Source organism: Tsuneonella sp. HG222, assembly GCF_053819185.1.
In genome coordinates this window covers 1,971,046-1,996,384 of the sequence record NZ_JBSOQZ010000001.1, presented here as the reverse complement: position 1 = coordinate 1,996,384, position 25,339 = coordinate 1,971,046, and the positions used below count along the sequence as shown (strand labels likewise).

Genomic DNA, 25,339 nt, shown 5'->3' with positions numbered 1-25,339 from the left:
GATAGTCCCACGGGCAGCGTGCGACAAGGCGCGGAACCGTTGGCGCGGTGGGCGGTTGACGACCCAAGTCGAGTTCGCGCGGGGCCCCAGCTTTTGAATACCGAAGACAATCCGCCACGCGGCTCCTCGCAAGCGACCCTCAATCCCCGCGACTTCGACGACAGCCCCGACCGCTTCCGCGGCGAGCATCCCGACGATCAGTTCGCGGGCTCGTCCGGCGTGCTGTTCGAACAGGCGATGGCGCAAACGCGCATGGCGATCTGCCTGTGCGATCCGCACAAGCCCGACATCCCGATCGTGTTTGCCAACCGCGCGTTTCGCCAGCTGACCGGGTATCACGAGGAAGAGATCATCGGGCGAAATTGCCGCTTCCTGCAGGGCCCGGACACCGACCAGGGGGAAGTGGCCAAGATCCGCACCGCATTGCAGACCGAGGACGTGGCGGTTGTCGAGCTGCTCAACTACCGCAAGGACGGCACCCCGTTCTGGAATGCGCTGCACATCGGCCCGATCTACGACGCGGCCGGACGCCTGACCTATTTCTACGGCAGCCAGTGGGACGTGTCCGACGTGCGCGCCGCGCGCGCCGAGGAGCACTACGCCCGCGAAATGGCGCGCGAATTGTCGCACCGCATGAAGAACATGTTCGCGGTGATCTCCGGCATCGTCAACGTGACCGGCCGCATGCGCGGTATCGAAAAGGAGGCGGCGGAAATCAACGACCGCGTCCAGGCGCTCGGCCGCGCCTACGAAACCACGCTCGACGAGGCTTCGGCCGGCAGGATCGAAGTCGGCCAGGCGATCCGCGCCATCCTCGAACCCTATGGGGGCGACGGCCGTCTGGTATTCCTCGGCAACGGCCTGCGGGTTCCGTTTCCGGTCGTTTCGGTCATCGGCCTGGTGCTGCACGAGCTGGCGGCCAACAGCACCAAGTACGGCGCCTGGTCCGAGCCGGAAGGTTCGGTTTCGGTCGACTGGCAGGAGGAAATCGTGGATGGCGAGTCCTCGATGGTGCTGACATGGTCCGAAACGGGCGGGCCCCCAGTGGTTCCGCCGCCTCCGGGCAGCGGCACCGGCTCCGCCATCGTCGATCGCCTGCTGCGCTTCGGCGGCGGGCGGATCGACCGCGACTGGGCACCCGGGGGCCTGACGGGGACAATATACGTGCCGATCGGGAAGAAGGGCGAGTGACCGCCGCGCGCGAATGCCGCGTCCTGCTGCTGGAGGATGAGCCGATGATCCTCATGGACCTCGAGTTTGCGGCGGAAGACTGCGGATGCGTTCCGTCTTCGGCCACGAATGTGCGGCAAGCCATGGCGCTGCTCCTCGAAGGGCAGCCCGAAATCCAGGTCGGCATTCTGGACGTGAACCTGGGCGAGGGCGAAACCTGCGAACCGGTCGCACGCGAGCTGCAGAAGCGGGGCATCCCCTACATTCTCCATTCCGGCGATCTCGATCGCCAGAACGAGACCGTGCGCGCTCTGGGGGCCTTGCTGATTCCGAAGCCGGCCAACGCTCACAAGGTCATCCGCACCGCGCTCGGCGCCGCGGGCGGCCACTGCGCCTGACGCGATGACCGGGGGCCGCCTTTTTTCCCGCGCCCTGATCCGGCTGTCACCGCAGGAGCCGGGGGAAGACGTGGCCGCCTTTCTCCAGGGTCTGGTGACCAATGACGTGACCGGCACCCTGCCGGTCTGGGCGGGCCTGCTCAGCGCGCAGGGCAAGGCGATGTTCGATTTCATCGTCTGGCCGGCGGGCGAGGGCGGACTGCTGATCGACTGCGAAGCCGATGCGGCCGACGATCTGGCCAAGCGCCTGTCGCTCTATCGTCTGCGGCGCAAGATCGCGATCGAACGCGACGACACGCTGGGTGTCTACTGGCAGGCGCAACTGGGCGACGGCGGCGCGCCCGACCCGCGGTTGCCCGATCTCGGCCAGCGCTGGATCGCGAAAATTGCCGAGGACGACAAAACTGGCGCCGACGACGCGTGGACCCGCCATCGCCTTTCGCTCGGTGTGCCCGAAGGGCGCGGCGAACTGGGCGACATCCTGTGGCTCGAGGCGAACGCGGTCGAACTGAAGGGGGTCAGCTTCGACAAGGGCTGCTATGTCGGCCAGGAGAACACCGCGCGGATGAACTGGCGGCAGAAGGTCAACCGCCGGCTGGTGGTCGTGCCGCTCGGCCAATCCGACGAGAAGCGCCGCAAGGCGAGCTATCCGGAATTCGGCCTGGCGGTGGATCACCTGCGCGTCGAGGATCTCGACCCGGCGACGCTCCCGGCGTGGATGAAAGGCGCCTAGCGCGCCGGCTGGAGCGATTGGGTCAGCATCGCGTCGGCCGTTTCCCGGGCCGATCCACGCGGCAGGCCGAGCGATCCGGCCAGCTGCGCGCCCAGCAGCGCATCGCCAAGCGCCAGCAGCACGAGCGAGAGGGTGACGCGGTGCATCCGGTCGAGCCCCTCATGTCCGGCTTCCTCGGGATGCAGTTCCTCGACCAGATCGTGGATCGCCTCGACGATGGGGTCGAGCGCATCCTCGTTGCCTGACAGCAGCATCCAGCTCGCCAGCGCGCCTGCGCCCTCGCGGTCGAACGCGTCGAAAGTCAGGTCGACCACCTCGCGCGGGGTGCCGATGCCGGCCCTCGTCGCCCGCACCGCATCGGCGATGCTGGCACAGACCGCTTGCGCCAGGTGCTCGGCGAGAGCCTTCTGCAGGCCGGATGCCGACCCGAAATGATGCAGCAGATTCGCGTGGGTCTTGCCGACCCGGCCGGCCACGGCCTTGAGCGTAACTGCCTGCGGCCCGGCCTCGATCAGCAACAATCGCGCCGCCGAAAGCGCGGCCAGACGCGATTGTTCGGGAGAGAGGCGTTTGCGGGTTGTCATTGATTTTCATGCCCAATAGTTTTCGGGCCACTATAGGACCCATGGTCAAGACGTAGAGCGAAGCGTCCACGGCGACAAGGCAGGGTTGGCTTATTGACACGAATGTAAGTTCTGCATATTTCAGTGGGCATAACGGAGCCAATGCATGAACGCCCCTGTCCGCATCGCCGAACCGGCGAGTTTTGAAACGCCCACGCCGGGCGACCTTTCGATCACCGTGCGCGACCGGCGCTTCGGGCGCGGCGCGCAAATGGAGCGCTGGTGGTGCGGCGGCGATCCGATCGCCACCGCATGGAACAACTCGCTATCTGCCAGCTTCCCGCGCGGCGAGGGGCTTTTCATCGATTCGGTAAAGGCTTTCCGCGACGGGGCTCCCCCGCGCTTGGCGCAGGAAATCCGCGCCTTCGTGCAGCAGGAAGTGAACCACACCCGTGAGCACCTGGCCTTCAACCGGGCAGCCGAGCAGGCCGGCTACGACATGACCGCGATCGACGCCGGCATCGCCGAGAATGTCGCCCGCGCCCGCTCGCGCCCGCCGATCGTTCAACTCGCCGTCACCATCGCGCTGGAACACTACACGGCGATGTTCGCCCGCGTGTTCCTGGAAAGGCCCGGGGATTTCTTCCCCGAAAGCAACTCGCTGTCCGATATCTGGCGCTGGCATGCGATCGAGGAGATCGAGCACAAGGGCGTCGCCTACGATACCTATCTGTGGGCAACCCGCGACTGGCCGCGCCGGCGCCGCTGGGCACTGCGGTCCTACGTCATGCTCGACGTCACCGTGCGGTTCATCAAGCATCGCAGCCAGGATGCCCTGACCATGTTGGCGCAGGACGGGATCACCGGCTGGAAGGCTCGCGCGCGGCTGTACTGGTACATGTTCGGCAACCCCGGAATCTTCCGGCGCATCTTCCCCGCATGGGTCGGCTATTTCCTGCCGGGCTTCCACCCCTGGAACCACGACGACCGCGCGCTGATCGGTAAGTACGAAAGCGAATTCGCCGACGCAGTCCTGCCGGGCTGATCAACTCGCGGGCGCGCCGAACAGCGCCTCGTGACGCTCGCAGATGGCGGGCCACAGGGCGCGGGCGTTGGGGTGGTCGATGCCGAACCGGGTCCGCAGCACTTCGTCGAATTCCTCGGCGCTGGACAGCGTCTCCGGCTGCGCGCCGTTCGCCGACCGGCGCGTGAACACCCGACCGCGCAGGCTGAGGTGATCGTCGCCGTCGCGCCGCATGGCTACGAAGTTCTGCACGAAATTGGAATCCGCCGCGGTCGCCTGCCAGTGGCATTTGGCCGTCAACCGGCTCTCGTCTCCGGGCGCCGCAGCGAAGTCGTAGGAGAACGGGTCGCCGCCCGAATGCTCCGAGAACCGCCAGCGCGCGCCGTCGATCCGCGACAGTCCGACCTTGAAGGGGAGGTGATCGTGCTCGCCTTCGTCCAGAGGGATCGGTTCGGCCTGCGTGCTGCCGAAGCCGACGTCGGCGAGCCAAGTGCGCCCGTCCGCTTCGACCAGCAGCGCCAGGTGCGTATCCGCCCGCTCCTCGCCGCCGACATGCTGCATGACTCCGCATGACACACGCGTGACCGGAAAACCGATCTGCTCGAGCGCCCAGCCGAACAGGCCGTTCATCTCGTAGCACCAGCCGCCGCGCCGCCGTTCGACGAGCTTGGCGAAGATGTCCTCGATCCGCATCGACGGGACGACGCCGCTCTGCGCGTCGATGGCCTCGAACGGGATCGCAGCGAGGTGCAGCCGGTGGAGGGCGCGCAGCGTGGCACGGTCGGGCCGGGGCTCGCCCGCGAAACCGATCCGGCCAAGGTAGCGCTGCAGTTCAGCCATAACTCACCACCTCGTACTCGATGCCGTCCCAGTCGAAGAAGTAGAACGTTCGCGGGCCCGGTTCGTACTTGCCCTGGTTGAACGGTTCCAGCCCTGCGTCGCGCACCACCTGCTCCGCAGCCGCCAGATCGTCGACCACGAAACCGACGTGGTTGAGCGGCGCACCCTTGGCGTGGCGGGCGTGCGGCTTGCGGTCGGTGTAGAGCGCGAGGTAGGTCTTCTCGTCGCCGACGTGGATGGTCTCCCCGCCGTTCATCGCCGGGCCGCGCCAGCGCTGGCCCCAGCCGAGCAGCCGCTCGAACAACGCGGCTGAGCGCTCGATGTCACTCACCGTCAGATTTGCATGTTCCATCGTGCCTTGCGGCATATCGGCCCCTTTCGTTCATCCGGCATCCAGTTTCAGGTCACAATTTCGCCTCGGGACGGGCGAGGGCGAATCGCGTGCTTGCCATTATGCAACCTCAAGCTAAGTTGAGGTCAAGGCCGGGACTGGGAGGTTCGGACAAGTGAATGTCATGGGGTCGATAACAAAAGACGACATCATCCCGATCGGGCAGCTGGCGGGGCGCACGGGCGTCGCGGTCTCGGCGATCCGGTTCTACGAGGACAAGGGGCTGATCCATTCGGTCCGCACTAGCGGCAACCAGCGCCGCTTCCTGCGATCGGACATCCGCCGCATCAGCTTTATCCTCATCGCGCAGCGCCTGGGCCTGTCGCTGTGGGAGATCGAGGAGCAGCTCTCGCTTCTCCCGCGCGGCCGCACGCCCACCCCGCGCGACTGGCGCCAGATCAGCCAGCAGATGCGCAGCGCGATCGACAAGAAGATCGAACTGCTCAGCCGCACGCGCGCCAAGCTCGACGAATGCATCGGCTGTGGCTGCCTGAGCCTGCAGAAATGCCAGCTCTACAACCGCGACGACAAGATGGGCGCGGCGGGCGCCACCGGGCCGAGGCTGGTGCTCGACTGAGCGCAAGGCTAGGGCGGCGGGCATGATCCCGCTCGAACATCTCGACACTGCGCAGGTCCCCGGCGGCGCGGAGCTGCGGCTGATGCGGCGCGGTCCCGACCACATGATCGTGCTCGACCGCAACGAGTTGATGAACAGCCGGATGAGCGGATCCGAAGAGGCGCTTGCGACGATGACGGCTGCGCGCCTTGTCGATCGGAAGGGCCAGCGCTGGCTGATCGGCGGCTACGGCATGGGATTCACCCTGCGCGCCGCGCTTGGCGTGCTTGGGCCCGATGCCCGCCTGACAGTGGCAGAGCTCGTGCCCAAGATCGTCGAGTGGGCGCGCGGCCCGATGGCGGAGCTGACCGCCGGCTGTCTCGACGATCCGCGCGTCACGCTGGTCCATGCCGACGTCGCGCTGCAGATCGCCGGTAAGCGCAGCGCATGGGATGCGATCCTGCTCGATGTCGACAACGGGCCCGACGGCCTGGTGCGGGCCGAGAACGACCGGCTCTACACCCGCGATGGCCTGGCAGCCGCAAAGGCCGCGCTGACGCCGGGCGGGGTGCTGGCCGTCTGGTCTGCGGCAAAGGATACGGTCTTCGCGAACCGCCTGCGCCGGGCCGGCTTCACGGTTGACGAGGTGCAGGTGCGTGCCCGCAGCAATGGCAAGGGCGCCAAGCACACGATCTGGTTCGCGCAGGTTTAGGCAGCGGCACAGACGCCCCTTCCGCATCGGCGGCGGCAATGGCATTGTCGGCGGCGATTTGGGGGAGAGGGATGATGAAGACATCGCGGCTGTCGTTGTGCGCGCTCGCCGGGGCTGCGTTGTGGTTCACCGCCGTCCAGGCTCAGCGCGCGGTTCCCATGGCCAACGGCATCCCAGTCGCGCCGACCGGCGTGGCCGACAATCCGCTGGCGCCAGGACCGTTCACCTATCGCACGGCGGAAGGAATGGACATCCGCGTGGAGGTGGTCGCGCGGATGGAATATCCGATGGCGCTGACCTTCCTGCCCGATCGCTCGATGCTGGTCGCGACCCGCAAGGGCGAACTGCGCCACCTGACGCCCGGCGCGACCCGCTCGACCATCGTGAGCGGAAGCCCGCGGGCCGTGTTTCGCGGCGAATCCGGCGATGCCGGCACCTCGCACGGCTACATGAGCATCGCGCTGCATCCCGACTTCGCCACCAATCGGCTGGTCTACCTATCGTACAACAAGCCCGACGGTGACGGTCGCCGCGCGGCCGTCGGGCGGGGGCGCTGGACGGGCTCCAGGATCGAAGGGTTCGCCGACATCTGGCAGGCGCCGCCCAAGGCGGGCGGGCTGATCGTCATCACCTTCGCGCGCGACGGCAAGCTGTTCCTGAGCGGGGCGGGGGGCGACGCGCAGAACCTGTCGGCCCCGGGCGGCAAGTTGCTGCGCCTCAACGATGACGGGACGATACCCGCCGACAATCCCTTCGCCGGCAACGATGCGGTCGCCAAGGGGATCTATTCCTATGGTCATCGCGGGGCGCTCGGCCTGGCGATCCACCCGGTGACCGGCGAACTGTGGGAATCGGAAAACGGCCCCAACGGCGGCGACGAGCTCAACCGTATCAAGCCGGGCGCCAACTACGGCTGGCCCTTCGTCAGCCTGGGCCGCACCTATCCGGGGCCGTGGCAGTCGAGCAACCGGCCGGGGCACGAGATCTTCGAGCCCCCGGTCGTCTACTGGACCCCCGCGATCGCGGTTTCGGGGCTGATGTTCTACACCGGCGACGCATTGCCGGCGTGGAAGGGCGATGTTTTCGTCGGCGCGCTGCGCACCGGCGAGATTCCCGGCACCGGCCATCTCCAGCGCATCGTGTTCAACGAGAACATGGAGGAACTGCGGCGCGAAATCCTGCTGTGGGACCTGCACCAGCGCGTGCGCGACGTGAAGCAGGGGCCTGACGGCTACATCTACCTGGCTACCGAGCAGAAGGACGGGGCGATCCTGCGGATTGTCCCGGCTCGCTGACGCCGGTGTCCGCGATAGCCCCGATCAGGCCACGCTCGAGCGCCTCGCCGGCAGGCAGATACCAGTTGTAGAGCGCCTTCCCGAGCAGTTCGTCCATCGTCACGTCGCTGCCTTCGATCAAGCGCTCGAAGTTGGCGGTTTCCTGTTCGATCCCGGCCTCGATCTGGTGAAGCAGGGCCTCGATCTTGGGGCGGCTGCTGCGAATCGGCCCGGAAATCTGCAACGTCTTTTCCAGTTGCCGGCAGTGGATCATCAGCGTCGCGTCGCTGGTCAGGATGCGGTCCTTGCGCGGGAACGCCGCCATCAGCGTGGTTCCGGCCGAATAGACCGTCGTCTTGCCGAGGAACAGCAGGCGGCGGGGGGCAAGCGCGCGGCGGAACGGGTCGACTTCCAGCATCATCCGGCGGCCGATCTCGGCGTCTCCGCCCACCGTGCAGACTTCGACGGTAACGTCCCCGCCGTGCGGGTCCTGCTCGGCCGCCTGAAGCCCTTCGATCAGGGAGCCGAGCATGGCCTCGCCGACCTCGCCGCGCAGCGCGATCCGGGGCCGCAGCAATTCGACCCGGTCTTGCGCCATGTCTCGGTCGTCTCGTGCCATCTCGCCTGCTCCCTGCCGATGCAGGACCGGAACCGGGCGGCCGGGTTGTGGTTCCCGTGGCCGCGCCGGCGCGACGCGTGGCGACAGGTGGCAAGCTATTGCCGGATCAGAACTTTCCTCCGCCAGTGAACAGACCAGCAGAAGGGGGCGTCAGGCAGCCGCTATTTCGGCCGTCCCATCCGCGGCGTCAGCATGCCGACGCGCGCGCGGTAATCGACGTATTGCTGCCCGAACAGGTCGACCAGGTCGCGCTCTTCGTGGCGGATCGCGATCAGGATGTAGACGGTCATGCCCGCCGCCAGCAGCAGGTGGCCCACGCTCATGACCGGGATCGCCCAGAAGGCCAGCAGGAAGCCCGAATAGAGCGGATGGCGCACGAAGCGGTAGAAGAACGGCTCGCGCAGCACCGGGGCGGCACTCTCGCGGCGGCGGGCGTGAAACCAGGTCTGTTGCAGTCCGAACAGTTCGAAATGGTTGAGCAGGAAGGTGCTGACCAGGACCGTCACCCAGCCTGTGGCGAACAGCGCCCACAGCAGACCGCGGCCGAGCGGGTTCTCGACGGACCAGACCGTCGCGCCGATCGGATGCCACAAGGCGAACAGCAGGATCAGCGCCAGGCTCGCGGCCAGGACGTAGACGCTGCGCTCAAGATGCTTGGGGACGATCCGGGTCCATGCCTGCTTGAAGCCTTTGCGGGCCATCACGCTGTGCTGCAGTCCGAACGTGGCGATGAGGCCCACGTTGATGACCGCTGCCAGGATCGGCGAAGCCTGCAGCCCACGGTCGACCGTGACCGGCACGAAAGGCATGTCGCCGGTGAAGGCGATCAGGTACAGGAAGGTCGCGAAGAAGATGGCGTAGGATGCGGCGGCGAAAAGCAGGCTGACGACGGCGGCCATGACAGGTCTCCCCAAGCAAGATCGCAACAATCCGCCTTTGCGCCCCTCGCGGCAATGACCGGGCCGCCGTATTGATTGATTGAAAAGCCGGAAGGGGGTAACCGGGGGCATGGCCGCAAGCGTTGGCGAAACAGGCGCTGGAATGGCCGATCTGGCCCTCGATCGCGCGCTGGCGACGATCGGGCAGAGCTACGCCCAGCCGATCGACATCGCCATGCTCGCCCGCGCGGCCGGCGTGTCCCGCACGATCCTGCGCGAACGGTTCGTCGCCGCGTTCGGCTGTCCGCCGATGCGCTATTGCAACCGCTACCGATTGGACCGGGCCGCGGAGATCCTCCGTTCGGAAGGAGCGACCGCCAGCGAGACGGCCTACCGGGTCGGGTTCGGCAGCGAGGCGGCGTTCAGTCGCGCCTTCCGGCGGCAGTTCGGGGCATCGCCGATCGCCTGGGCGCGCGCAGGGCAATTCCCCCGTGCTGATAGCGTGGCCGCGCAGGCGATCGCATACTGCAGCGCGACCGACGGCACGACCATCGCGTGGTCGGAAATGGGCGAGGGCTTTCCGCTGGTGAAGACGGCCAACTGGCTGAACCATCTGGATTTCGATGCGAAGAGCCCGGTCTGGCGGCCCTGGCTGGCGGAACTGTCGGCCGGGCGGCGGCTGATCCGTTACGACGAGCGCGGCAACGGCCTGTCGGACTGGGACACGCCCGAACTCTCGCTCGATGCCTTCGTCGACGATCTCGAAACCGTGGTGGACGCTGCCGGGGTCGAGCGGTTCGACATACTGGGGCTGTCGCAGGGTGCGGCCGTGGCGATCGCCTATGCCGCGCGCCATCCGCACCGCGTGCGCCGGATGATCCTGCTGGGCGGCTTTGCGCAAGGCTGGCGCCTGCGCATGCGCGGCGAGACGCTCCGGCTGGCCGAAGCACTGGTGACGCTCTCGCGCACGGGATGGGGGAGCGACAAGCCCGTGTTCCGGCAGACCTTCACCAACCTCTACATCCCCGGCGGAACGCCCGAGCAGCTCGGCTGGTGGAACGAGCTGCAGCGGATTTCCACCTCGCCGGCCAATGCCGAGCGGCTGCAGAATGCCATAGGCCTGCTCGACGTGATGGACCTGCTGCCCCGCCTGTCGCTGCCGGTGCTCGTCGCCCATTCGCTGCGCGATCAGGTGATCCCGGCATCGCTTGGGCGCGAACTGGCCGCGCGCATCCCCGGGGCGCGCTTCCTGCCGCTCGACAGCGCCAACCACATTCTCCTGGAACACGAGCCGGCGTGGCAGGACTTCCGCGCCGAGCTGCGCCGGTTCCTCGACGCCTGAGGATTACTCCGCAGCCAGCAGTTCCGCCTGGCCCAGATCGACGCTAACGAGGCGGCTGACGCCCTTTTCCACCATCGTCACGCCGAACAGGCGGTGCATCCGGCTCATCGTAACGGCGTTGTGGGTGACGATCAGATAACGCGTCTTGGTTTCGGCGACCATGGAATCGAGCAGGTCGCAGAAGCGGTCGATATTGGCATCGTCGAGGGGCGCGTCGACCTCGTCCAGCACGCAAATGGGTGCCGGATTGGTTAAAAAGAGCGCGAAAATGAGTGCGGTTGCGGTTAGAGCCTGTTCGCCGCCCGAGAGCAGGGTGAGCGACTGCAACCGCTTGCCGGGCGGTTGGGCATAGATTTCCAGCCCGGCCTCCAGCGGATCGTCGCTGTCGACCAGCGCGAGATGTGCCTGGCCGCCTTCGAACAGCCGGGTGAACAGGCGGCGGAAGTGCGTATCGACCGCCTCGAACGCTGCACGCAGGCGCTCGCGCCCCTCGCGGTTCAGGCTGCCGATCGACCCGCGCAGGCGATTGACGGCCTCGGCGAGTTCGGCCTGTTCCTCCGCGCTCGACCCATGCTGGCTTTCCAGCCTGGCCAGCTCGTCCGCGGCGACGAGGTTGACCGGCCCGATCCGCTCGCGCGAGGCGGTGAGGCGGTCCATCTCTTCGCTCTCGAGACCGGCGTTCAGAACCTCGGTCTCGTCGAACCCGAAGCGCTGGCCCAGCAGCGGGGGCGGGGCCTGGAACCGCTCGCCCGAAATACGCGCCATTTCCTCGCGCCGCTGTTCCTCGTTCTCGGCCCGGGCGGCCATGCCGGCGCGGTTCTCGCGCGCGGTGGACAAGGCTTCGGCCGCCTCCGCCAGGGCGGCTTCGGCGCGCTTCATTTCGTCGCTCACGGCGGCGACGGCGGCTTCGGCGGCGGCAAGGTCCTCCGCCAGGCGCGCGCGGACGGTGTCGCCCTGCTCGATCTCGCGCATCAGCCCCGCCGGCTTGGCCGCGACGACCGCTCGCTCCTCGGCGATTTCGGCGAAGCGGCGCTCCATCTCGGCCAGGCGGCGCGCGGCATCGCCGGCACGCGCTTCCCAGCCGCGAATGTCGGCGCGCTGCGCTGCGGAGCGCTCACGCGCCACGGCCAGCGCCTGGTCGTGCGCGGCAAGCGCGGCGAGCGCGGCCTGGAGCGCCGTTCGCGCCGCTTCGTGCCGCGCCTGTGCGGCGTTCAGCGTAGCGCGGCCGCTTTCGGGATCGGGCAGGGCAGAGCGCTTCTCTTCGGCCGCCGTCAGTTCGGCCTCAGCCGCCGTGCGCTGCGTGGCCAATTCCGCCGCCGTCGCGTCAAGCTGTTCGATCCGCGCCGCCAGCCGCTCGCGCGCGGCTTCGGCCTGGTCGAGCGCGCGCAGGGCCTGCCGCTCCTGTTCGGACGCCTGGGCGACCGATCGCTCGTCGCTCACCAGCTGCTTCTGCAGCGCTTCGAGCGCCTGGTTCACATCGCGGTGGACCGCCTCGGCCGCACCGGCCGCCTGGCGCAACGCCGGGAGTTGCTGCTCCAGATCGGCAAACCGGTTCTCCGCTTCGAGCCGCGCCGCCTCCGCCGCGCCCTCGCCGCGGGCGACGAAACCGTCCCACCGCCGCAATGCGCCGCCCTTGGTGACGAGCCATTCGCCCGGCCCCAGCGCCCGCCCGTCATCTTCGTCCGCAACATGCACCAGCGCCAGCCGCGCGAGCAGTTCCGGCGGGCAGCGCGGCACATGATCGGCGAGGGAATCGGCAACCTTTGCGGGCGCTTGCGAGCCGGTCCAGAAGCGGCCTTCCGCCCCGTGCTCAGGGGAGCCGAGCGGCGCCCGCGCATCGCGGCCCAGCACGGCGGCCAGTGCCCGTTCGTAGCCCTTCTCGGCCGCCACCTTGTCGAGCGCGGCCGGCAGGCCGTGCTTGTTCGCCGCCTGCTTCGCGCGCGCCTCGCGGTCGCGCGCGAGCGCGCCGTATTCACGCTCGATGCCGGCCAGTTCGGCGCGCGCCGCGGAAAGCGCGCTCGACGCGGCATCGCGCTTCTCCGTCAGCCCTTCACGGCGCGATCGGGCCTCCTCCAGGTCGGCGCGCAGGCGGTTGAGCGATTGCCCGGCGGACTCCGCAGCTTGCCGGGCCTGCGCGGCGGCAGCCTCGGGATCGCTTTCGCGCGCCAGCGCAGCCCGTGCCTCGTCCTGCCGGCGCATTTCCCCGCCGATGCGCTCGATCCGGGTGCACGCCTGCGCCACCTCCGCCTCGGCCACTCGCCATTCGGCCTCGACACCGGCGTGGTTGGCCGTCGCCCGGGCCAGCGCGAGTTCGGCCGCGCGCCCGGCCCGTTCGGCCTCCTCGCTTGCGGCGGCGATCGAGGGGCGGCGCGCTTCCTCGGCAGCGAGGGCCTGTTCGCCGGCCTCGACCTCCGCCCGCAGCCGGTTGAGCGCCTCGGCCGCATCGCCGGTCAGCCGGTCCGCCTCGCCGCGGTCCTCCTCCAGTCGTGCCTTCTGCCGGTCGAGGTCGGCGAGCCGCTGCTCGGCCGCTTCGAGCTGCCCGGTCAGGGTCGCCATGCGGTGCCCGTGGGCAGTGGCATCGTCCCGCCGGTCGGCAAGCTCGTCGCGCACTTCGGCAAGCTTGAGTGCGAGAGCTGCCTGGGCCTTCTGCGCGGCATCGGCGGCGCCCTTGGCCTGCGCCACCTGGGCATCGGCCGAGCTTGCCTGCTCGCGCGCCGTCTCAGCCGCTGCGGCGGCGTCGCGCCAACGGGCGAACAGCAGGCGCGCTTCGGCCATGCGGATCTGGTCGGACAGGATCTTGTAGCGCTCTGCCTGCTTGGCCTGGCGCCGCAGCGTGGCGATCTGGCTGTCGAGCCCGGCCATCAGGTCTTCCAGCCGCGCCAGGTTCGCCTCGGTCTGGCGCAGCTTGCCCTCGGCATCGCGGCGCCGCACGTGGAGGCCGGCGATGCCCGCGGCCTCTTCCAGCATCATCCGGCGTTCGGCCGGCTTGGCGGCGATCACCGCGGCGATCTTGCCCTGCGAGACCAGCGCCGGGGAATGCGCGCCGGTGGCGGCATCGGCGAACACCAGCGCCACGTCCTTCGCGCGCACGTCGCGGCCGTTCACCCGATAGGCGCTGCCTGCGCCGCGTTCGATCCGGCGGGTGACCTGGAGCTCCTCGCCATCGTCGTCGACCGCGTCGAGCACGACCTCGGCGAAGTCCCGCTGCGGTCGGGTCGCGGTCCCGGCAAAGATGACGTCGTCCATCCCGCCCGAACGGAGGGACTTGGGCGAGTTCTCGCCCATGACCCAGCGGATCGCTTCGAGCAGGTTGGACTTGCCGCAGCCGTTCGGCCCGACGACGCCGGTCAGGCCCGGCTCGATACGCAGTTCGGAAGGCTCGACGAAGCTCTTGAAGCCCGACAGCTTGAGCTTCCTGAAGAGCATCCTCGTGCTGGCCCCCCCGCCGCCGGCCCTACCGGGCGCCGGCGTTCTGCAGATTGGCCTGCAATTCCTTCCACCCCAGCGTGCCGACATTGCGGCCGTTGATGAAGAACGTCGGGGTGCCGGTGACGTTGAGTTCTTCGGACTGCTTGTTGGAGCGATCGGCGATCGCCTGGATCGAGGCGAAATCGCTCAGGCACTGGCGCTGCTGATCGCTGGAGACGCCGCGCGCTGCCATGAAATCGACCAGGCCGAGCGTCTGTGCGAGCGCAAAGAAGCGCTCGCTCTCGGGCAGGCTCATCGCCTGCTGCATCGCGGCCTGGTTGGCCTGCATCTGCGCCGACATGTTGCCCAGGTTCTGCCACAGCTGCTCGGCCAGCGGAATCACGGCCGTCGGCTCCGTCCCGCAACGCACGAGGCGCGCCATGGTCAGGTCCATCGGATCGTGGATCTGGTTGCGCAGCTCGTAGCTGACCACGCCGCTGGCGACATACTTCTCGCGCAGTTCCTCGCCCGCCTCGGCCGCGAAGTCGGCGCAGTGGGGGCAGGTGTGGCTGGCATATTCCATCAACTTCACCGGCGCGTTCGGATTGCCGATGAGAAACCCGCCCTCGGGCGTTTCGGTCGCCACGTCGACCCAGTTCTGGCCCGCGGGCGCGGCGACCGGAGCGATGGCGGCCTGCTGCGCGGTACCGTCGGCCTCCGTGTCGTTGCAGGCGGCAAGCCCGGCGACGAGCAGAGCGGCCAAGAGCGAACGGGGTGCGATGCGGCGGAGCATGGTCATGACGTTTCCTGACGAGCGTGAAATACGGATGGCGAAGCTAGCGAAGGCCGCACCTGCGGCAAAGCACGGTAACCAACGCGGCCGGTCTTTTACACAGGCTTTTCACCCTGCCGGTGCCTGCCAGCTCAGTTGAGCGCCTTTTGCAGGGTATCCCAGGAGTGCACCCCGTCGAGCAGCTTGCCGTTCAGCACGAAACTGGGCGTGCCGGAGACGCCGTATTTGGTCGCCGCGGCCTCCGATTGCTGGGCCAGCGCCTGCAGCTTCTTCACGTCGCCTAGGCACTGGTCGGCCTGGGCGCGCGAGTAGCCGCGCGTCGCCATCATGCCGTAGAAACCCAGGTCGCCTGCGATCGCTTTCAGCCGATCGGGCATGGGGCCGGTCTGCCAACGCTGGCGCTGGGCCTGCGTCGTCTGCTGGACCTTGCCGAGCCACTTGTCCTGCTGGGCGAAGAACATGTCGTGATTGCCCCAGAACTTCTTCGGGTCGCCGCAATTGGCGAGCGCCACGGCGGTGGCGTCGATCGGATCGCGGATCACGTGGCGCACTTCGACCGAAGCCTTGCCCGGCTGCACCAGCGCCAGCTTGATCGCGCCGTCCGCCTCCTGGAAGAAGTGTCCGCAGTGCGGGCAGGTGTAGCTGACGAATTCGATCAGCTTCTTTTCCGCGGCCGGGTTGCCCACGCGCTTGCCGCCGTCGGGCGTGGAGGCCTGCGTGGCGAGCCAGTTCTGCCCGGCAGCCATCGCCGGCATGGCCAGCGCCGCGAGAGCGGCGAGAACGATCGATTTCTTCATCCCTGTTCGTCCTGTTGATCGCCCAGGCTGCGGGCGAGCGATTCGAGCACCGTGCGCAATTCCGGATCGCCGATGTCGCGCAGGCTTTCCCCCAATTCCATCGGGATCGGCTTGAGCGAAGGCGGCGCCTTGGGCCTTTCAGCATTCTGCGGCTTAACCTCGCCTTGCCGCATCTTCACCTTGGCCACGGCCTTGTAGCCGAAAAAGCGGTTCACCCGCTCCATGATCTCAGGGATCACGTGCTGGATGATCGGCGCGTGCGCGGGCAGGACGACGAGCTGAAGGATGCCCTCGCTCTTCTCGCCCGGTGGGAAGCGGATCGCCTCGGGCTGACAGACGCGCGCGTGGCGCTCGCCGACGATTTCCGGCCAGCGGGTGACGACCGAGCTCTGGACGAAGCCGAAGCGGCGAAACGCGGCGCGCCCGACTTGGGGCATCAGCTCGCTGATAGGCCTTGCGGGGCCGCCCCGCGGGCGTTCGTACGGCTTGACCGCCGGCCCCGCTTTCGCGCCGCGCGCGGTCTTGGGCTCCTTGGCCTGTGGGGGTTTGTCGCCGTCGCGTTCCATGTGCCGCGCCGCCATGCCATAGCCGCCGCGTGAGCGCCACCGGGTCCATCGCTGAAGCCTTGCTCGGCTGGTACGACCGCAACGCGCGCCGCCTGCCCTGGCGCGTTCCGCCGGGCGACGGTGCGGCCGATCCCTACCGCGTCTGGCTGTCCGAAGTGATGCTGCAGCAGACCACGACGACGGCGGTCGCCCCCTACTTCCGCGCCTTTACCGAGCGGTGGCCGACGGTCGATGCGCTCGCCGCCGCGCCGGAAGATGACGTGATGGCCGCCTGGGCCGGGCTGGGGTACTATTCGCGGGCGCGAAACCTCGTCAGCTGTGCGCGACAAGTCGCGGAAATGGGGGCGTTTCCGTCCACCGAGGGCGAGTTGCGAAAGCTCCCCGGGCTGGGCGACTATACCGCCGCCGCGGTCGCCGCGATCGCCTTCGGCCGGCGGGCGGTGGTGGTCGATGCCAATGTCGAGCGGGTCGTCGCCCGCCTCTTCGCCATTGCCGAGCCGCTGCCGGGTGCGCGCAGGGCCATCCGCGCCGCGGCCGATACGATCACGCCAGACGAGCGCGCGGGCGATTTCGCGCAGGCGATGATGGACCTGGGCGCCACGATGTGCACCCCGCGCGATCCGAAATGCCTGCTCTGTCCGCTTAGCGTCTCATGCCGGGCGAGGGCGGAGGGCGATCCCGCGCGGCTCCCGGTCAAGGCGCCCAAGAAGGCCCGGCCGCAGCGCATGGGCACCGCGTTCTGGATCGAGCGCGAGGGGGCGGTCTGGCTGGTGCGCCGGCAGGGCAGGGGAATGCTCGGCGGGATGCGCGCCTTGCCCGACGATGGCTGGTCGGCCAGCGCCGACGGATCGGGCGATCCGCCGCTGACCGGCGGGTGGAAGGCGGGCGGCGTCGTGCGCCACGGGTTCACCCATTTCGATCTCGAACTGGGGCTGGCGATCTACGCGGGGGAGGCGTTTTCCCTGCTCGACGAGGGCGAATGGTGGCCGGTCGCCGATCTGAACCAGGCCGGGCTGCCGACGCTGTTCGCGAAGGCCGCGCGGCTCGCGCTGGCCTAGATCACGCCGCCGCCCAGCATCAGCCGGACCACCGCCACCGCGAAGACGACGAGGCAGAAATTGCGCCCGCCGTTGCTGCTCGACAGCGCCCCGAGGCCTATCCCGACGACGCAGAGCGGCAAGGCGAACCAGTTGCCCCAGCCGAGCAGCGGGATCTGCGAGGGGATCACTATCAGCAGCGACAGCAGTCCGGTGAGGATCGAGAGCACGTTCAGCATGTGTCTTACTTAGATAAGGCACTTGGCAAGCGCAAGATTGTGGTGCGATTTTCGGGACGCCTGCCTAAGCTGGCGCCCGGACGAGGATGCAGAGGACGCCGATGGAGTTTTCACGCAGGCAATGGCTTGGCGGCGCGGCCGCGCTGGGTGCGGGGGCCGCGTTCGGCGTGCCGGCCATGGCGCAGGACGCCGCGCGCTGGACCAACCTCAACCGGCTGATCGCCAGCTACGTCGACGGGCGCAAGGTGGCAAACATGGTCGCCGTCCTCGGCTTCGGCCAGGCCGCGCCGATGCTCATCGCCGCGGGCGCCGACACCTTCGGCAAGCCGCGCCGGTCGGACGGCGATTCGCTCTATCGCATCTATTCAATGACCAAGCCGATCACCGGCATGGCGACGATGCAGTTGATCGCCGATGGCAAGCTGGGTCTGGACCAGCCGCTGCACGACATCCTGCCCGCCTACCGCACCATGCAGGTGCAGAAGGTCTATGACGGCGGCATCGGGCCGGGCGACGTCGAACCGGCGAGGCGCGCCATCACCATCCGCCACTTGCTGACCCACACCGCGGGCCTGGGCTATCCCATAGTCCAGCAGGGCCCGTTGGCCGAGGCAATGCGCGATCGCGGCGTGGTGCCGGCGATGGCCACGCGGCCGCAGACCTCGCCCGCCTTTCGCGGCACGCCGGTGCGCGGCCTGGCGAACTTCGCTGACCGGCTGGCCGAGTTTCCGCTCGTCTACCACCCGGGCGAGCACTGGTCCTACTCGACCGGCGCGGACCTGCTCGGCCGGGTGATCGAGGTGGTCGAGGACAAGCCGTTCGACCGCGTGTTGCAGGAGCGGTTCTTCGATCCGCTGGGCATGGGCGACACCCATTTCCAGGTCCCGCACGAGAAGGCCGAGCGGCTGACCACCAGCTATTTCCTCGCCGGCGGGCTGCCGCTGCCGATCGATCTGGGCGCGAATTCGATCTACCTCGAGGAACCGCCGTTCCCGTTCGGCGGGGCGGGGCTGGCGAGCTCGCCGCTGGATTACGACCGCTTCCTGCGCATGCTGCTCGCGCTGGGCGAGCCGGACGGGGCAAAGGTGATGAGCGCCGCGGCTGTCCGCCTCGGCACCAGCGACATCTTGCCCCGCACGCTTCTGAACCAGCAAAACTATGGCAGGGATTGGGGTTTCGGCGCGCTCGGCCGCGTCGGGCGCGGCGATTGGGACGGGGTCTACGGCTGGGCCGGGGCGGCCGGGACGATCGGCTTCATCCATTCGAAACTCGGCCTGCGCGCCGGGTTGTTCACCCAGTACATGCCCAGCCAGGCCTACCCGCTGATGGATGAATTTCCCGCCGCGGTCCTGGCCGATCTCAAGGCGCAGGGCCTCGGATGAGGATCGCCTTCACCGGCCATCCGCTCGACCGTGCCGATCATGTTCGCGCCGATCCCGCGCGCCTGGCCGCGCTGGCGACGCCAGACGCCCGGCTGCTCAAGCTCGACGGGCTGACCCCGGACCTGGGCGAAGGCGACAGCCTGCAATGGGGCCGGCTGGGCGATGCGAATGGCGCCGATCTTGTGTTCCTCGGGCTGCTCCATGGCGAGGCGCTGTTCGGCGCGGTGCCCGAGGCCGGCGACCCCGATCCTGCCTATTCCCGCGCGCAGACCTTCGCCGCGCTCGGGCGCATGGGGCTCGACGATCTGGCAATTTACGGCGGCGCGCGCAGCCTGCTCGACTGGCACGCCCGGCATCGCTTTTGCGCCCAGTGCGGCCAGCCGACGCGGATCGCCAAGGGCGGCTGGCAGCGCGATTGCCCGGCGTGCAAGGCCCAGCATTTTCCGCGCACCGACCCGGTTACGATCATGCTGGTCGAGAACGCCGGCCGGATCCTGCTGGGGCGCAACAGCCGCTTTCCGCCGGGCCGCTACTCCGCGCTCGCCGGGTTCATCGAGCCGGGCGAGACGATCGAGGAAGCCGTCGCACGCGAAGTGCTGGAGGAGGCGGGGGTTGTAGTGCGCGACGTGCGTTACGTCGCCAACCAGCCCTGGCCCTTTCCCAGCCAGTTGATGATCGCCTGCCATTGCATGGCCGACGACGACGCGCTGATGATCGACGAAACCGAACTGGCCGATGCGCGCTGGTTCACCCGCGCCGAGGTGGCCGAGGCGATGGATAAACGCGAGCAGAGCCACACATTCATTCCGCCGCCGCCCATGGCGGTCGCGTGGCACCTGCTCGACTGGTGGCTGGAGGAAACGGCATGAGCGAAGCAAAGAAGGTCGAAGTCCAGATCTGGTCGGACGTAATGTGCCCCTGGTGCGCCATCGGCTATGCGCAGTTCGCCAAGGCGGTCGCGGCGCTCGACGGCGAGATCGAGGTCGAGGCGCGCTGGATGCCGTTCGAGCTCAACCCCGACATGCCGCCCGAGGGCAAGAGCCAGGCAGCGCACATCGCGGCGGTCTACAACCGTACGCCCGAACAGATCGCCGAGATGCAGACCGGGATGGAGAAGCGGGCCGAGGAAGCCGGTTTTCCGATGCGCTTCACTACGCCCGATGGCGAGCCGGCGATGATGTGGAACACGTTCGAGGCGCACAAGCTGCTGCGCTGGGCGCTCGCCGCGCAGGGGCCGGAGGCGCAGACCCGCCTCAAGGTCGCGCTGCTCGAGGCGCACTTCCAGCAGGCTCGCCGCGTGGGGGATCGCGACGTCCTGCTAGACATCGCCGCCGAGCAGGGCTTCGACCGCTCGGCCGCCGCCGCTGCGCTGGACGAGGAGGCGCTGGCCATCGCCACCCGCATGGAAGAGCGCCGGGGCATCGAGGCGGGCATCAACTCGGTCCCCAGCTTCGTATTCGCGGGCAAGTATCTCGTCCCCGGCGCGCAGGAGCCGGAGGTTTTCGAAGCGACGATCCGCAAGGTGGCGGAACTGGCAACGGTCTGATCCCCGGCGCGCCGGTCGCGACCGGTCGTCAGGCCAGCCCCAGTTTGCTCAACTCGCGCACCAGCCTGCCGGGCAAGGCGTCGCCCTGTTCCTCGCCTTCCGCCAGGTCGGCGGGCGCGTCCTTCTCCGCGAGGTAACGCCAGCCCTGGTGGGCGCGCTTGGCCTTGGGATGGACCAGTCGCAGCTTGCCTTCCAGGCGGATCGTCCAACGCCCGTCGGGCCGTTGCTCGAAGCCCAGGATTTCGCACCGGGCGACGATGGCGTGCTGCAGGATCCAGTAGAGCGAGCCGCCGATCATCTCCTCGTGCCGCTTGGGGAGATAGCGCGTGGTCATCAGCGCCTCGGGTTCCGCTTCGACCCACTTGCGCAGCACTTCGATGGTTTTCGAGGTGTAGGCGATCTTGGTCATCGAAAGCGGCATGACAAGGGAGATAGGGATCGCTGCGTGGCGGGCAAGGAAATCGCTTTCCTACAATGCCCGGAATGTGACCAGTGGCTGCTATGGTCGGGCCGATTTTCCTCGCGAGCGTTTCCTTGCTGGCGGCGGTGTTGTGGGCAGGCCGGTTTCTTGCCCCTGGACCGTGTAACATCCGGTCCATGTCTCCGGCGTCAGCCGACCAGGCCCGTCGCCACGGCCAGTCCCAGGAAAACCAGGAAGCCCATCGAATCGGTCGTCATGGTGACGAAGATCGAACTCGAGATGGCCGGATCGACCTCGAGTTTTTCCAGCGTAAGCGGCACCAGCACGCCGGCCACGCCGGCGATGAGGATGTTGGTCAGCATGGCCAGCCCGATGACGAGGCCGAGATGCCAGTCGCCGAACAGCGCGGTGACGACCACGCCGATGACCATCGCCACGCTGACCCCGTTGAGCGCGGCGATCGACATCTCGCGCCGCACCGCGCGCCAGGTGTTGGATGCGGTGAGCTGGTTGGTCGCCAGCGCGCGAACCGTCACTGCCAGCGTCTGGGTCCCGGCATTACCGCCGATTCCGGCGACGATCGGCATAAGCACGGCCAGCGTCACCAGCTGGGCGATCACGTCCTCGAACCGGCTGATGACGAAGGAGGCGATCGAGGCGGTGGCGAGGTTGGCGATCAGCCACCGGACCCGCGCCGTATAGGCCTCGCGGATGGGCTCGTTGATGTCGCCTTCGCCGGCGCCGGACAGGAGCAGCGCGTCCTCGCCCGCTTCCTCGGAAATGATGTGGACGATGTCGTCGACCGTGAGCTGGCCGACCAGCCGCCCGCTCTCGTCGACCACGGCGGCCGAGATCAGGGCGTATTTCTGGAACCGGAGGGCGACCTCCTCTTGGTCCATGCCCACCGGGATCAGCGTCTGGTCGCGCTTCATCACGTCGGCCAGCGCGATGTGGCGCGGGGTGCGCAGGATCCAGCTGAGCGCGCATGTGCCGACCGGGTGGTGTTTGGGGTCGACGACGAAAACCTCCCAGAACTCGGTCGGCAGGTCGTCGTTGTCGCGCATGTAGTCGATCAGGTCGCCGACGGTCAGGTGCTCGGGCACCGCGACCAGCTCGCGCTGCATCAGGCGGCCGGCGGTTTCCTCGGGGTAGGCCAGCGCGCTTTCGATCGCGGCGCGGTCTTCCGGCTCCATCGCCGCCAGGATGGCGCGCTGGTCCTCGGGCTCGAGGTCCTCGATCAGCTGGACGGCGTCGTCGGTGTCGAGCTGTTCGGCGATCTCGGCCACGGCGGAGGCGGGCAGGGCCTCGACCATGTCCTCGCGCACATAGTCGTTGAGTTCGGCGATGACCTCGCCGGTCATCAGGTCGGTGATGGCCTTGGCGAGCGGCCCGCGGTCCTCGCGGTCGATCAGCTCGAACAGGTCGGCGATGTCGGCCGGGTGGAGCGGCTCGACCAGTTCGTAAGCGCGCGCCTCGTCGCCTTGCTCGATCGCCTCGGCCACCGAGCGGACGAACTCGGACTTGAGCCGGTTCTCGTCGTCGAGCTGTTCCTCCTCGGCCGCCTCGGCGCTGTCGGCCGCCAGATCGTCGAGGGAGGTTTCGCTCATGCGCGCTTCCCTATGCCGCCGGGGGCCAAAAGCAAGTGCGGGGTGACAACTGGCATCGCGCCCCTATATCGGCCCCGCATTCAAAGGAGATTACCCCATGGCCGATACCCTGACCTTCACCCTGGACTGCGGCGACGGAAAGGGCGGCGACGTGGTGATCAAGCTGCGTCCCGACCTCGCTCCCGGCCACGTGGAGCGCATTACCGAACTCGCCAACGACGGGTTTTATGACGGCGTCGTCTTTCACCGGGTGATCCCGGGCTTCATGGCGCAGGGCGGCGACCCGACCGGCACCGGCATGAGCGGCAGCGACAAGCCGGACCTGAAGGCCGAATTCAACAGCGAGCCGCACGTGCGCGGCGTCTGTTCGATGGCCCGCACCGCCGTGCCCGACAGCGCCAACAGCCAGTTCTTCATCTGCCTCGACGATGCCCGCTTCCTCGACAAGCAGTACACCGTGTGGGGCCAGGTCGAGAGCGGCATGGAGCACGTCGATGCCCTGCCCAAGGGCGAGCCGCCGCGGCAGCCGGGCAAGATCGTCAAGGCGACCGTCAGCTAGGTCCCTAGCGGACAATCCCTAGCTCGGGGACAGCAAGCTCTTGACCCATGGCGCGCCAGAAGCGTGCCATGGGTCGGGACAAGCTTCGAGAGCAACGTGTGCCGTTGTGCGTGCGAGCGCGGATGCGCTTCGACGGCAGCTGGCACGATGTCACGATCGGCAATGCCTCGTCGCGCGGCATGTTGCTGGAAGCGCCGCTCGCGCTGGAGCGGCAGACCTTCATCGAAGTGCGGCACTGTGATCAGGTGATCGTCGGCCGGGTCGTGTGGAACCGGGGGAAGCGCTGCGGCATCCGCACGCAGGACGACGTCGACATCGCGCTCCTTGCAGGTTCGCCCTCGGGCACCCGACGCCCTCCGGGCATCGAGCGTCGCCGGTCTGCCCGCCCGCCCGTTGTCGCAAGGCCGCGGAGCCAAGTCCATGACGCGTTCGAGCAAAGCCGCCTGCTGGCCCGGAGCTTCGACTTCGCATCGATCCTGCTGTTTGCCGTGGCCGGGGCGGCGGCGGTCTACCACGGTTCGCAACAGGTGCTGGGCGACATCCTCCACTTGGTGATCGCCGCGCTCGACAAGTGATCGGGGGCTACAGCCCGGCGCCGACCAGCCAGTCGTGGAAGATCTTTACCGGGCGGTTCGTCAGGTCGACCGGACGGCAGACGAACCAATAGCTGTAGGGGCTTTCCACCTCGACATCGAACAGGTGGCCGAGACGCGGGTCGCCGGCTCGCTTCAAGTGGTCGTCGTGCATGATCGCCACGCCCAGCCCCTGGGCCGCCGCCTCGAGGATCAGCTGGCCAGAATCGTAATGGTCGATCGCCTGCGGGTGCAGCCCCGGCATCCCGATCGCGGCCTTCCAGGCGTCGAAACTGTTGGGCATGTCCGAGTGGATCAGGAAGGTCTGGCGTTCCAGCTCGGCAATGCCGGGGTTCGCGCCGAGCTCTTCGGCCAGAACCTTGCTGGTGATCGCGTGGACCGTGTTGTGGTCCAGTTGCACCGCGTAATAGCTCGCGTCCGGCCGGGTGGTCAGCAGGATCGCGGCGTCGAGCGTGTCGCCGACCCGGTCGATCAGGTGCGGCCCCGTGTCGATGTCGATGTGCAGCCGCGGGTGCAGCTTGCGCAGTTCCTGCAGCCGCGGGAACAGCCGCTGCGTGCCGAAGAGGGGCAACACGCCGAGGCGCAGACGCAGGAGCTGCTGGTTCTCGCTCTGGTTTTCGACAGCGGTGGCCAGCGCGTCGAACGCCGGGGCGATCGAATCGTAGAAAACGCGCCCCTCGTCGGTCAGTTTCATCGTCTGCCCGCTGCGCGAGAACAGCTTGCGGCCGGTGAAATCTTCCAGACTGCCGATCCGCCGCGACAGCGCCGAGGGGCTCAGTCCGATTTCACTGGCCGCCGCGCGGGCCGAGCCCAAACGAACGGTCCGCATGAACGCTTCGAGGGCTCGCAGAGGTGGTAGGCGGCGCGTCGGCATGAGACGGATTGTTGTGCGTCATAGCAACAAAAGTCGAGCCCGTATTTGCCGCACTGCACAATTTTTCAGATCGGCCGCTACTCGCCTTCGGGAGTTTCTCGCACTACCGGCCGGTGAAGCCGCAATCGGGTGACGTGGGTTTCGTCGCCCTCGGTCACCTCGATCCGCCATCCACTGGGATGTTCGAGCATCGCGCCCGGCTGGGGCACCTGTTCGGCAAGCACGAAAGCCAGTCCGCCAAGCGTGTCGACGGCTTCCTCCACCTCGGCAATCCGTGGATCGCCGACGATCTGGGCCACGTCTTCAAGCTCGGCACGGGCATCGGCATCCCACATGCCATCGCCCAGCGGCGTGATCAGCTCGACCGGGGCTTCATCGTGTTCGTCCTCGATATCGCCGACGATCTCCTCGACCAGGTCCTCGATCGTGATGATCCCGTCGGTGCCTGAAAACTCGTCGAGGACGATGGCGAGGTGCGTCCGGCTGGATCGCATGTCGGCCAGCACGTCGAGCGCGCCGCGCGCCTGGGGCACGTAGAGCGGCTGGCGCATCAAGCTGGTCCAGACGGGTGGAGGCGGCGCTCCCGTGGCCAAAAAGGGGAACACATCCTTGATGTGCATCATGCCGATGACCTCGTCGAGCGTCCCGCGATAGACCGGCATGCGCGAATGGCCGTGCTCGGCAAAGCCGGCGACGACCTCCTCCCACGATGCGTCGGCGCTCAGCGCGATGATTTCGCCGCGCGGAATCGCCACGTCGTCGGCGTCGTGCTCGCTGAAATGCAGCAGGTTGCGCACCATCTGCACTTCGAACGGGGTCAGGTCGCCGGATTCCGGCTCCTGGCCGCCGGGCGCCTGCGCCTCCTCGGCGTGCTCGTCGATCACTTCCTCGAGCTGCGCTCGAAGAGAGGTGTCGGCTTCGGTTGTGTCGAACAACTTGCGGATAGCCTTCAACAGGCCGCCGCTACTGTCCCCGTCTCCGCTGGAGGATTCGGGTCTGGAACTCTCGGGCATCGCC

Annotated in this window: 28 protein-coding genes; 14 read left to right on the top strand and 14 right to left on the bottom strand. The window is 68.1% G+C overall.

The genetic code is table 11. The features are described 5' to 3' along the window. Positions 1-93 precede the first annotated feature (93 nt). The 3 genes from ACWPMZ_RS10145 to ygfZ are packed head-to-tail and all read left to right on the top strand — an operon-like array spanning position 94 to position 2,301. Positions 94-1,191 (top strand): PAS domain-containing protein, encoded by a 1,098-nt coding sequence (locus tag ACWPMZ_RS10145; protein ID WP_455703887.1) that lies wholly within the window; start codon positions 94-96, stop codon positions 1,189-1,191. Continuing rightward, positions 1,188-1,568, top strand: coding sequence for a response regulator (locus tag ACWPMZ_RS10140; RefSeq protein ID WP_455703886.1), 381 nt, complete (start codon positions 1,188-1,190; stop codon positions 1,566-1,568). The genes ACWPMZ_RS10145 and ACWPMZ_RS10140 overlap by 4 nt, the downstream gene beginning before the upstream one ends. A 4-nt stretch (positions 1,569-1,572) precedes the next feature. Continuing rightward, the gene (ygfZ, locus tag ACWPMZ_RS10135) at positions 1,573-2,301 is read left to right on the top strand and encodes a CAF17-like 4Fe-4S cluster assembly/insertion protein YgfZ (RefSeq protein ID WP_455703885.1); all 729 of its coding nucleotides are present in this window, start codon (positions 1,573-1,575) and stop codon (positions 2,299-2,301) included. Here ygfZ and ACWPMZ_RS10130 read toward each other — a convergent pair. Further along, a complete protein-coding gene (locus ACWPMZ_RS10130; protein WP_455703884.1) occupies positions 2,298-2,885 on the bottom strand; it encodes a TetR/AcrR family transcriptional regulator in 588 nt (195 codons plus the stop codon). The genes ygfZ and ACWPMZ_RS10130 overlap by 4 nt on opposite strands. A gap of 145 nt (positions 2,886-3,030) precedes the next feature. Here ACWPMZ_RS10130 and ACWPMZ_RS10125 point away from each other — a divergent pair, with 145 nt between their 5' ends. Next, positions 3,031-3,909: a metal-dependent hydrolase gene (locus ACWPMZ_RS10125; RefSeq protein ID WP_455703883.1), complete on the top strand. Its 879-nt coding sequence runs from the start codon at positions 3,031-3,033 to the stop codon at positions 3,907-3,909. Here ACWPMZ_RS10125 and ACWPMZ_RS10120 read toward each other — a convergent pair whose 3' ends face one another. Both ACWPMZ_RS10120 and ACWPMZ_RS10115 read right to left on the bottom strand, forming a co-directional pair. Further along, positions 3,910-4,728 carry an arylamine N-acetyltransferase family protein gene (locus tag ACWPMZ_RS10120; RefSeq protein WP_455703882.1) on the bottom strand — a complete coding sequence of 273 codons (819 nt, stop codon included), beginning with the start codon at positions 4,726-4,728 and terminating at the stop codon, positions 3,910-3,912. Further along, positions 4,721-5,095 carry a VOC family protein gene (locus tag ACWPMZ_RS10115; RefSeq protein WP_455703881.1) on the bottom strand — a complete coding sequence of 125 codons (375 nt, stop codon included), beginning with the start codon at positions 5,093-5,095 and terminating at the stop codon, positions 4,721-4,723. Before ACWPMZ_RS10115 ends, ACWPMZ_RS10120 begins: the two co-directional genes overlap by 8 nt. A gap of 157 nt (positions 5,096-5,252) precedes the next feature. Between ACWPMZ_RS10115 and soxR the strand changes: the two genes are divergently transcribed. The 3 genes from soxR to ACWPMZ_RS10100 all read left to right on the top strand — a co-directional run bounded on the left by soxR (position 5,253) and on the right by ACWPMZ_RS10100 (position 7,682). Then, on the top strand, positions 5,253-5,696 hold the full coding sequence (soxR, locus tag ACWPMZ_RS10110; protein ID WP_455704189.1) for a redox-sensitive transcriptional activator SoxR: 444 nt from the start codon (positions 5,253-5,255) through the stop codon (positions 5,694-5,696). 22 nt (positions 5,697-5,718) lie between these two features. Further along, the gene (locus ACWPMZ_RS10105; protein WP_455703880.1) at positions 5,719-6,387 is read left to right on the top strand and encodes a spermidine synthase; all 669 of its coding nucleotides are present in this window, start codon (positions 5,719-5,721) and stop codon (positions 6,385-6,387) included. Positions 6,388-6,458: 71 nt separating this feature from the next. After that, positions 6,459-7,682 (top strand): PQQ-dependent sugar dehydrogenase, encoded by a 1,224-nt coding sequence (locus ACWPMZ_RS10100; RefSeq protein WP_455703879.1) that lies wholly within the window; start codon positions 6,459-6,461, stop codon positions 7,680-7,682. Here the strand turns inward: ACWPMZ_RS10100 and ACWPMZ_RS10095 are convergent. Together ACWPMZ_RS10095 and mddA are read right to left on the bottom strand one after the other, a co-directional pair. Further along, positions 7,633-8,280 (bottom strand): ATP-dependent Clp protease proteolytic subunit, encoded by a 648-nt coding sequence (locus ACWPMZ_RS10095; RefSeq protein WP_455703878.1) that lies wholly within the window; start codon positions 8,278-8,280, stop codon positions 7,633-7,635. The genes ACWPMZ_RS10100 and ACWPMZ_RS10095 overlap by 50 nt on opposite strands. A 161-nt stretch (positions 8,281-8,441) precedes the next feature. Further along, positions 8,442-9,179: a methanethiol S-methyltransferase gene (mddA, locus tag ACWPMZ_RS10090; RefSeq protein WP_455703877.1), complete on the bottom strand. Its 738-nt coding sequence runs from the start codon at positions 9,177-9,179 to the stop codon at positions 8,442-8,444. A 142-nt stretch (positions 9,180-9,321) separates the two neighbouring features. Between mddA and ACWPMZ_RS10085 the strand changes: the two genes are divergently transcribed. Next, positions 9,322-10,500, top strand: coding sequence for an alpha/beta fold hydrolase (locus ACWPMZ_RS10085; protein WP_455703876.1), 1,179 nt, complete (start codon positions 9,322-9,324; stop codon positions 10,498-10,500). 3 nt (positions 10,501-10,503) lie between these two features. On the opposite strand, the gene ACWPMZ_RS10080 is transcribed toward ACWPMZ_RS10085, so the two are convergent. The 4 genes from ACWPMZ_RS10080 to ACWPMZ_RS10065 form a co-directional block, all read right to left on the bottom strand. Then, a complete protein-coding gene (locus ACWPMZ_RS10080; protein ID WP_455703875.1) occupies positions 10,504-13,926 on the bottom strand; it encodes a chromosome segregation SMC family protein in 3,423 nt (1,140 codons plus the stop codon). Positions 13,927-13,954: 28 nt separating this feature from the next. Next, positions 13,955-14,707, bottom strand: coding sequence for a DsbA family protein (locus ACWPMZ_RS10075; RefSeq protein ID WP_455703874.1), 753 nt, complete (start codon positions 14,705-14,707; stop codon positions 13,955-13,957). Positions 14,708-14,832: 125 nt separating this feature from the next. Next, a complete protein-coding gene (locus ACWPMZ_RS10070) occupies positions 14,833-15,498 on the bottom strand; it encodes a DsbA family protein (RefSeq protein ID WP_455703873.1) in 666 nt (221 codons plus the stop codon). After that, positions 15,495-16,064, bottom strand: a complete 570-nt coding sequence (locus ACWPMZ_RS10065; RefSeq protein ID WP_455704188.1) for a DUF721 domain-containing protein — start codon at positions 16,062-16,064, stop codon at positions 15,495-15,497. Before ACWPMZ_RS10065 ends, ACWPMZ_RS10070 begins: the two co-directional genes overlap by 4 nt. Positions 16,065-16,093: 29 nt before the next feature. Here ACWPMZ_RS10065 and ACWPMZ_RS10060 point away from each other — a divergent pair, with 29 nt between their 5' ends. Beyond that, the gene (locus ACWPMZ_RS10060) at positions 16,094-17,122 is read left to right on the top strand and encodes an A/G-specific adenine glycosylase (RefSeq protein WP_455703872.1); all 1,029 of its coding nucleotides are present in this window, start codon (positions 16,094-16,096) and stop codon (positions 17,120-17,122) included. Here the strand turns inward: ACWPMZ_RS10060 and ACWPMZ_RS10055 are convergent. After that, a complete protein-coding gene (locus tag ACWPMZ_RS10055) occupies positions 17,119-17,340 on the bottom strand; it encodes a hypothetical protein (RefSeq protein WP_455703871.1) in 222 nt (73 codons plus the stop codon). The genes ACWPMZ_RS10060 and ACWPMZ_RS10055 overlap by 4 nt on opposite strands. Positions 17,341-17,441: 101 nt before the next feature. On the opposite strand from ACWPMZ_RS10055, the gene ACWPMZ_RS10050 reads away from it, so the two are divergent. Genes ACWPMZ_RS10050 through ACWPMZ_RS10040 form a run of 3 tightly spaced genes read left to right on the top strand, consistent with a single transcriptional unit; the run spans position 17,442 to position 20,268 of the window. Continuing rightward, on the top strand, positions 17,442-18,722 hold the full coding sequence (locus ACWPMZ_RS10050) for a serine hydrolase domain-containing protein (RefSeq protein ID WP_455703870.1): 1,281 nt from the start codon (positions 17,442-17,444) through the stop codon (positions 18,720-18,722). Beyond that, on the top strand, positions 18,719-19,591 hold the full coding sequence (gene nudC, locus ACWPMZ_RS10045; protein WP_455703869.1) for an NAD(+) diphosphatase: 873 nt from the start codon (positions 18,719-18,721) through the stop codon (positions 19,589-19,591). The genes ACWPMZ_RS10050 and nudC overlap by 4 nt, the downstream gene beginning before the upstream one ends. Then, on the top strand, positions 19,588-20,268 hold the full coding sequence (locus ACWPMZ_RS10040; RefSeq protein WP_455703868.1) for a DsbA family oxidoreductase: 681 nt from the start codon (positions 19,588-19,590) through the stop codon (positions 20,266-20,268). The genes nudC and ACWPMZ_RS10040 overlap by 4 nt, the downstream gene beginning before the upstream one ends. 28 nt (positions 20,269-20,296) lie before the next feature. Here ACWPMZ_RS10040 and ACWPMZ_RS10035 read toward each other — a convergent pair whose 3' ends face one another. Further along, positions 20,297-20,689, bottom strand: a complete 393-nt coding sequence (locus ACWPMZ_RS10035) for a DUF1489 family protein (protein WP_455703867.1) — start codon at positions 20,687-20,689, stop codon at positions 20,297-20,299. A gap of 188 nt (positions 20,690-20,877) precedes the next feature. Beyond that, complete coding sequence (gene mgtE / locus ACWPMZ_RS10030) at positions 20,878-22,296, bottom strand: magnesium transporter (protein WP_455703866.1); 1,419 nt, start codon at positions 22,294-22,296, stop codon at positions 20,878-20,880. 97 nt (positions 22,297-22,393) lie between these two features. Between mgtE and ACWPMZ_RS10025 the strand changes: the two genes are divergently transcribed. Together ACWPMZ_RS10025 and ACWPMZ_RS10020 are read left to right on the top strand one after the other, a co-directional pair. Then, positions 22,394-22,855: a peptidylprolyl isomerase gene (locus ACWPMZ_RS10025; protein WP_455703865.1), complete on the top strand. Its 462-nt coding sequence runs from the start codon at positions 22,394-22,396 to the stop codon at positions 22,853-22,855. A gap of 47 nt (positions 22,856-22,902) precedes the next feature. After that, on the top strand, positions 22,903-23,430 hold the full coding sequence (locus tag ACWPMZ_RS10020) for a PilZ domain-containing protein (protein ID WP_455703864.1): 528 nt from the start codon (positions 22,903-22,905) through the stop codon (positions 23,428-23,430). A gap of 7 nt (positions 23,431-23,437) precedes the next feature. On the opposite strand, the gene ACWPMZ_RS10015 is transcribed toward ACWPMZ_RS10020, so the two are convergent. Both ACWPMZ_RS10015 and ACWPMZ_RS10010 read right to left on the bottom strand, forming a co-directional pair. Further along, positions 23,438-24,322, bottom strand: coding sequence for a LysR substrate-binding domain-containing protein (locus ACWPMZ_RS10015; protein ID WP_455703863.1), 885 nt, complete (start codon positions 24,320-24,322; stop codon positions 23,438-23,440). A 77-nt stretch (positions 24,323-24,399) separates the two neighbouring features. Next, the gene (locus tag ACWPMZ_RS10010) at positions 24,400-25,335 is read right to left on the bottom strand and encodes a hemolysin family protein (protein WP_455703862.1); all 936 of its coding nucleotides are present in this window, start codon (positions 25,333-25,335) and stop codon (positions 24,400-24,402) included. Between the last annotated feature and the right edge of the window lie 4 nt (positions 25,336-25,339).

Excerpts from the sequence above, each read along its gene's own strand:
- ACWPMZ_RS10040 (WP_455703868.1), top strand. The coding sequence starts at position 19,588 with ATGAGCGAAGCAAAGAAGGTCGAAGTCCAGATCTGGTCGGACGTAATG.
- ACWPMZ_RS10035 (WP_455703867.1), bottom strand. The coding sequence starts at position 20,689 with ATGCCGCTTTCGATGACCAAGATCGCCTACACCTCGAAAACCATCGAA.
- ACWPMZ_RS10125 (WP_455703883.1), top strand. The coding sequence starts at position 3,031 with ATGAACGCCCCTGTCCGCATCGCCGAACCGGCGAGTTTTGAAACGCCC.
- mgtE (WP_455703866.1), bottom strand. The coding sequence starts at position 22,296 with ATGAGCGAAACCTCCCTCGACGATCTGGCGGCCGACAGCGCCGAGGCG.
- ACWPMZ_RS10120 (WP_455703882.1), bottom strand. The coding sequence starts at position 4,728 with ATGGCTGAACTGCAGCGCTACCTTGGCCGGATCGGTTTCGCGGGCGAG.
- ACWPMZ_RS10070 (WP_455703873.1), bottom strand. The coding sequence starts at position 15,498 with ATGAAGAAATCGATCGTTCTCGCCGCTCTCGCGGCGCTGGCCATGCCG.
- ACWPMZ_RS10010 (WP_455703862.1), bottom strand. The coding sequence starts at position 25,335 with ATGCCCGAGAGTTCCAGACCCGAATCCTCCAGCGGAGACGGGGACAGT.
- ACWPMZ_RS10095 (WP_455703878.1), bottom strand. The coding sequence starts at position 8,280 with ATGGCACGAGACGACCGAGACATGGCGCAAGACCGGGTCGAATTGCTG.
- ACWPMZ_RS10130 (WP_455703884.1), bottom strand. The coding sequence starts at position 2,885 with ATGACAACCCGCAAACGCCTCTCTCCCGAACAATCGCGTCTGGCCGCG.
- ygfZ (WP_455703885.1), top strand. The coding sequence starts at position 1,573 with ATGACCGGGGGCCGCCTTTTTTCCCGCGCCCTGATCCGGCTGTCACCG.
- mddA (WP_455703877.1), bottom strand. The coding sequence starts at position 9,179 with ATGGCCGCCGTCGTCAGCCTGCTTTTCGCCGCCGCATCCTACGCCATC.
- ACWPMZ_RS10025 (WP_455703865.1), top strand. The coding sequence starts at position 22,394 with ATGGCCGATACCCTGACCTTCACCCTGGACTGCGGCGACGGAAAGGGC.
- ACWPMZ_RS10115 (WP_455703881.1), bottom strand. The coding sequence starts at position 5,095 with ATGCCGCAAGGCACGATGGAACATGCAAATCTGACGGTGAGTGACATC.
- ACWPMZ_RS10085 (WP_455703876.1), top strand. The coding sequence starts at position 9,322 with ATGGCCGATCTGGCCCTCGATCGCGCGCTGGCGACGATCGGGCAGAGC.
- ACWPMZ_RS10065 (WP_455704188.1), bottom strand. The coding sequence starts at position 16,064 with ATGGAACGCGACGGCGACAAACCCCCACAGGCCAAGGAGCCCAAGACC.
- ACWPMZ_RS10015 (WP_455703863.1), bottom strand. The coding sequence starts at position 24,322 with ATGCCGACGCGCCGCCTACCACCTCTGCGAGCCCTCGAAGCGTTCATG.
- ACWPMZ_RS10105 (WP_455703880.1), top strand. The coding sequence starts at position 5,719 with ATGATCCCGCTCGAACATCTCGACACTGCGCAGGTCCCCGGCGGCGCG.
- ACWPMZ_RS10020 (WP_455703864.1), top strand. The coding sequence starts at position 22,903 with ATGGCGCGCCAGAAGCGTGCCATGGGTCGGGACAAGCTTCGAGAGCAA.
- ACWPMZ_RS10080 (WP_455703875.1), bottom strand. The coding sequence starts at position 13,926 with ATGCTCTTCAGGAAGCTCAAGCTGTCGGGCTTCAAGAGCTTCGTCGAG.
- ACWPMZ_RS10055 (WP_455703871.1), bottom strand. The coding sequence starts at position 17,340 with ATGCTGAACGTGCTCTCGATCCTCACCGGACTGCTGTCGCTGCTGATA.
- ACWPMZ_RS10100 (WP_455703879.1), top strand. The coding sequence starts at position 6,459 with ATGATGAAGACATCGCGGCTGTCGTTGTGCGCGCTCGCCGGGGCTGCG.
- nudC (WP_455703869.1), top strand. The coding sequence starts at position 18,719 with ATGAGGATCGCCTTCACCGGCCATCCGCTCGACCGTGCCGATCATGTT.
- ACWPMZ_RS10050 (WP_455703870.1), top strand. The coding sequence starts at position 17,442 with ATGGAGTTTTCACGCAGGCAATGGCTTGGCGGCGCGGCCGCGCTGGGT.
- ACWPMZ_RS10075 (WP_455703874.1), bottom strand. The coding sequence starts at position 14,707 with ATGACCATGCTCCGCCGCATCGCACCCCGTTCGCTCTTGGCCGCTCTG.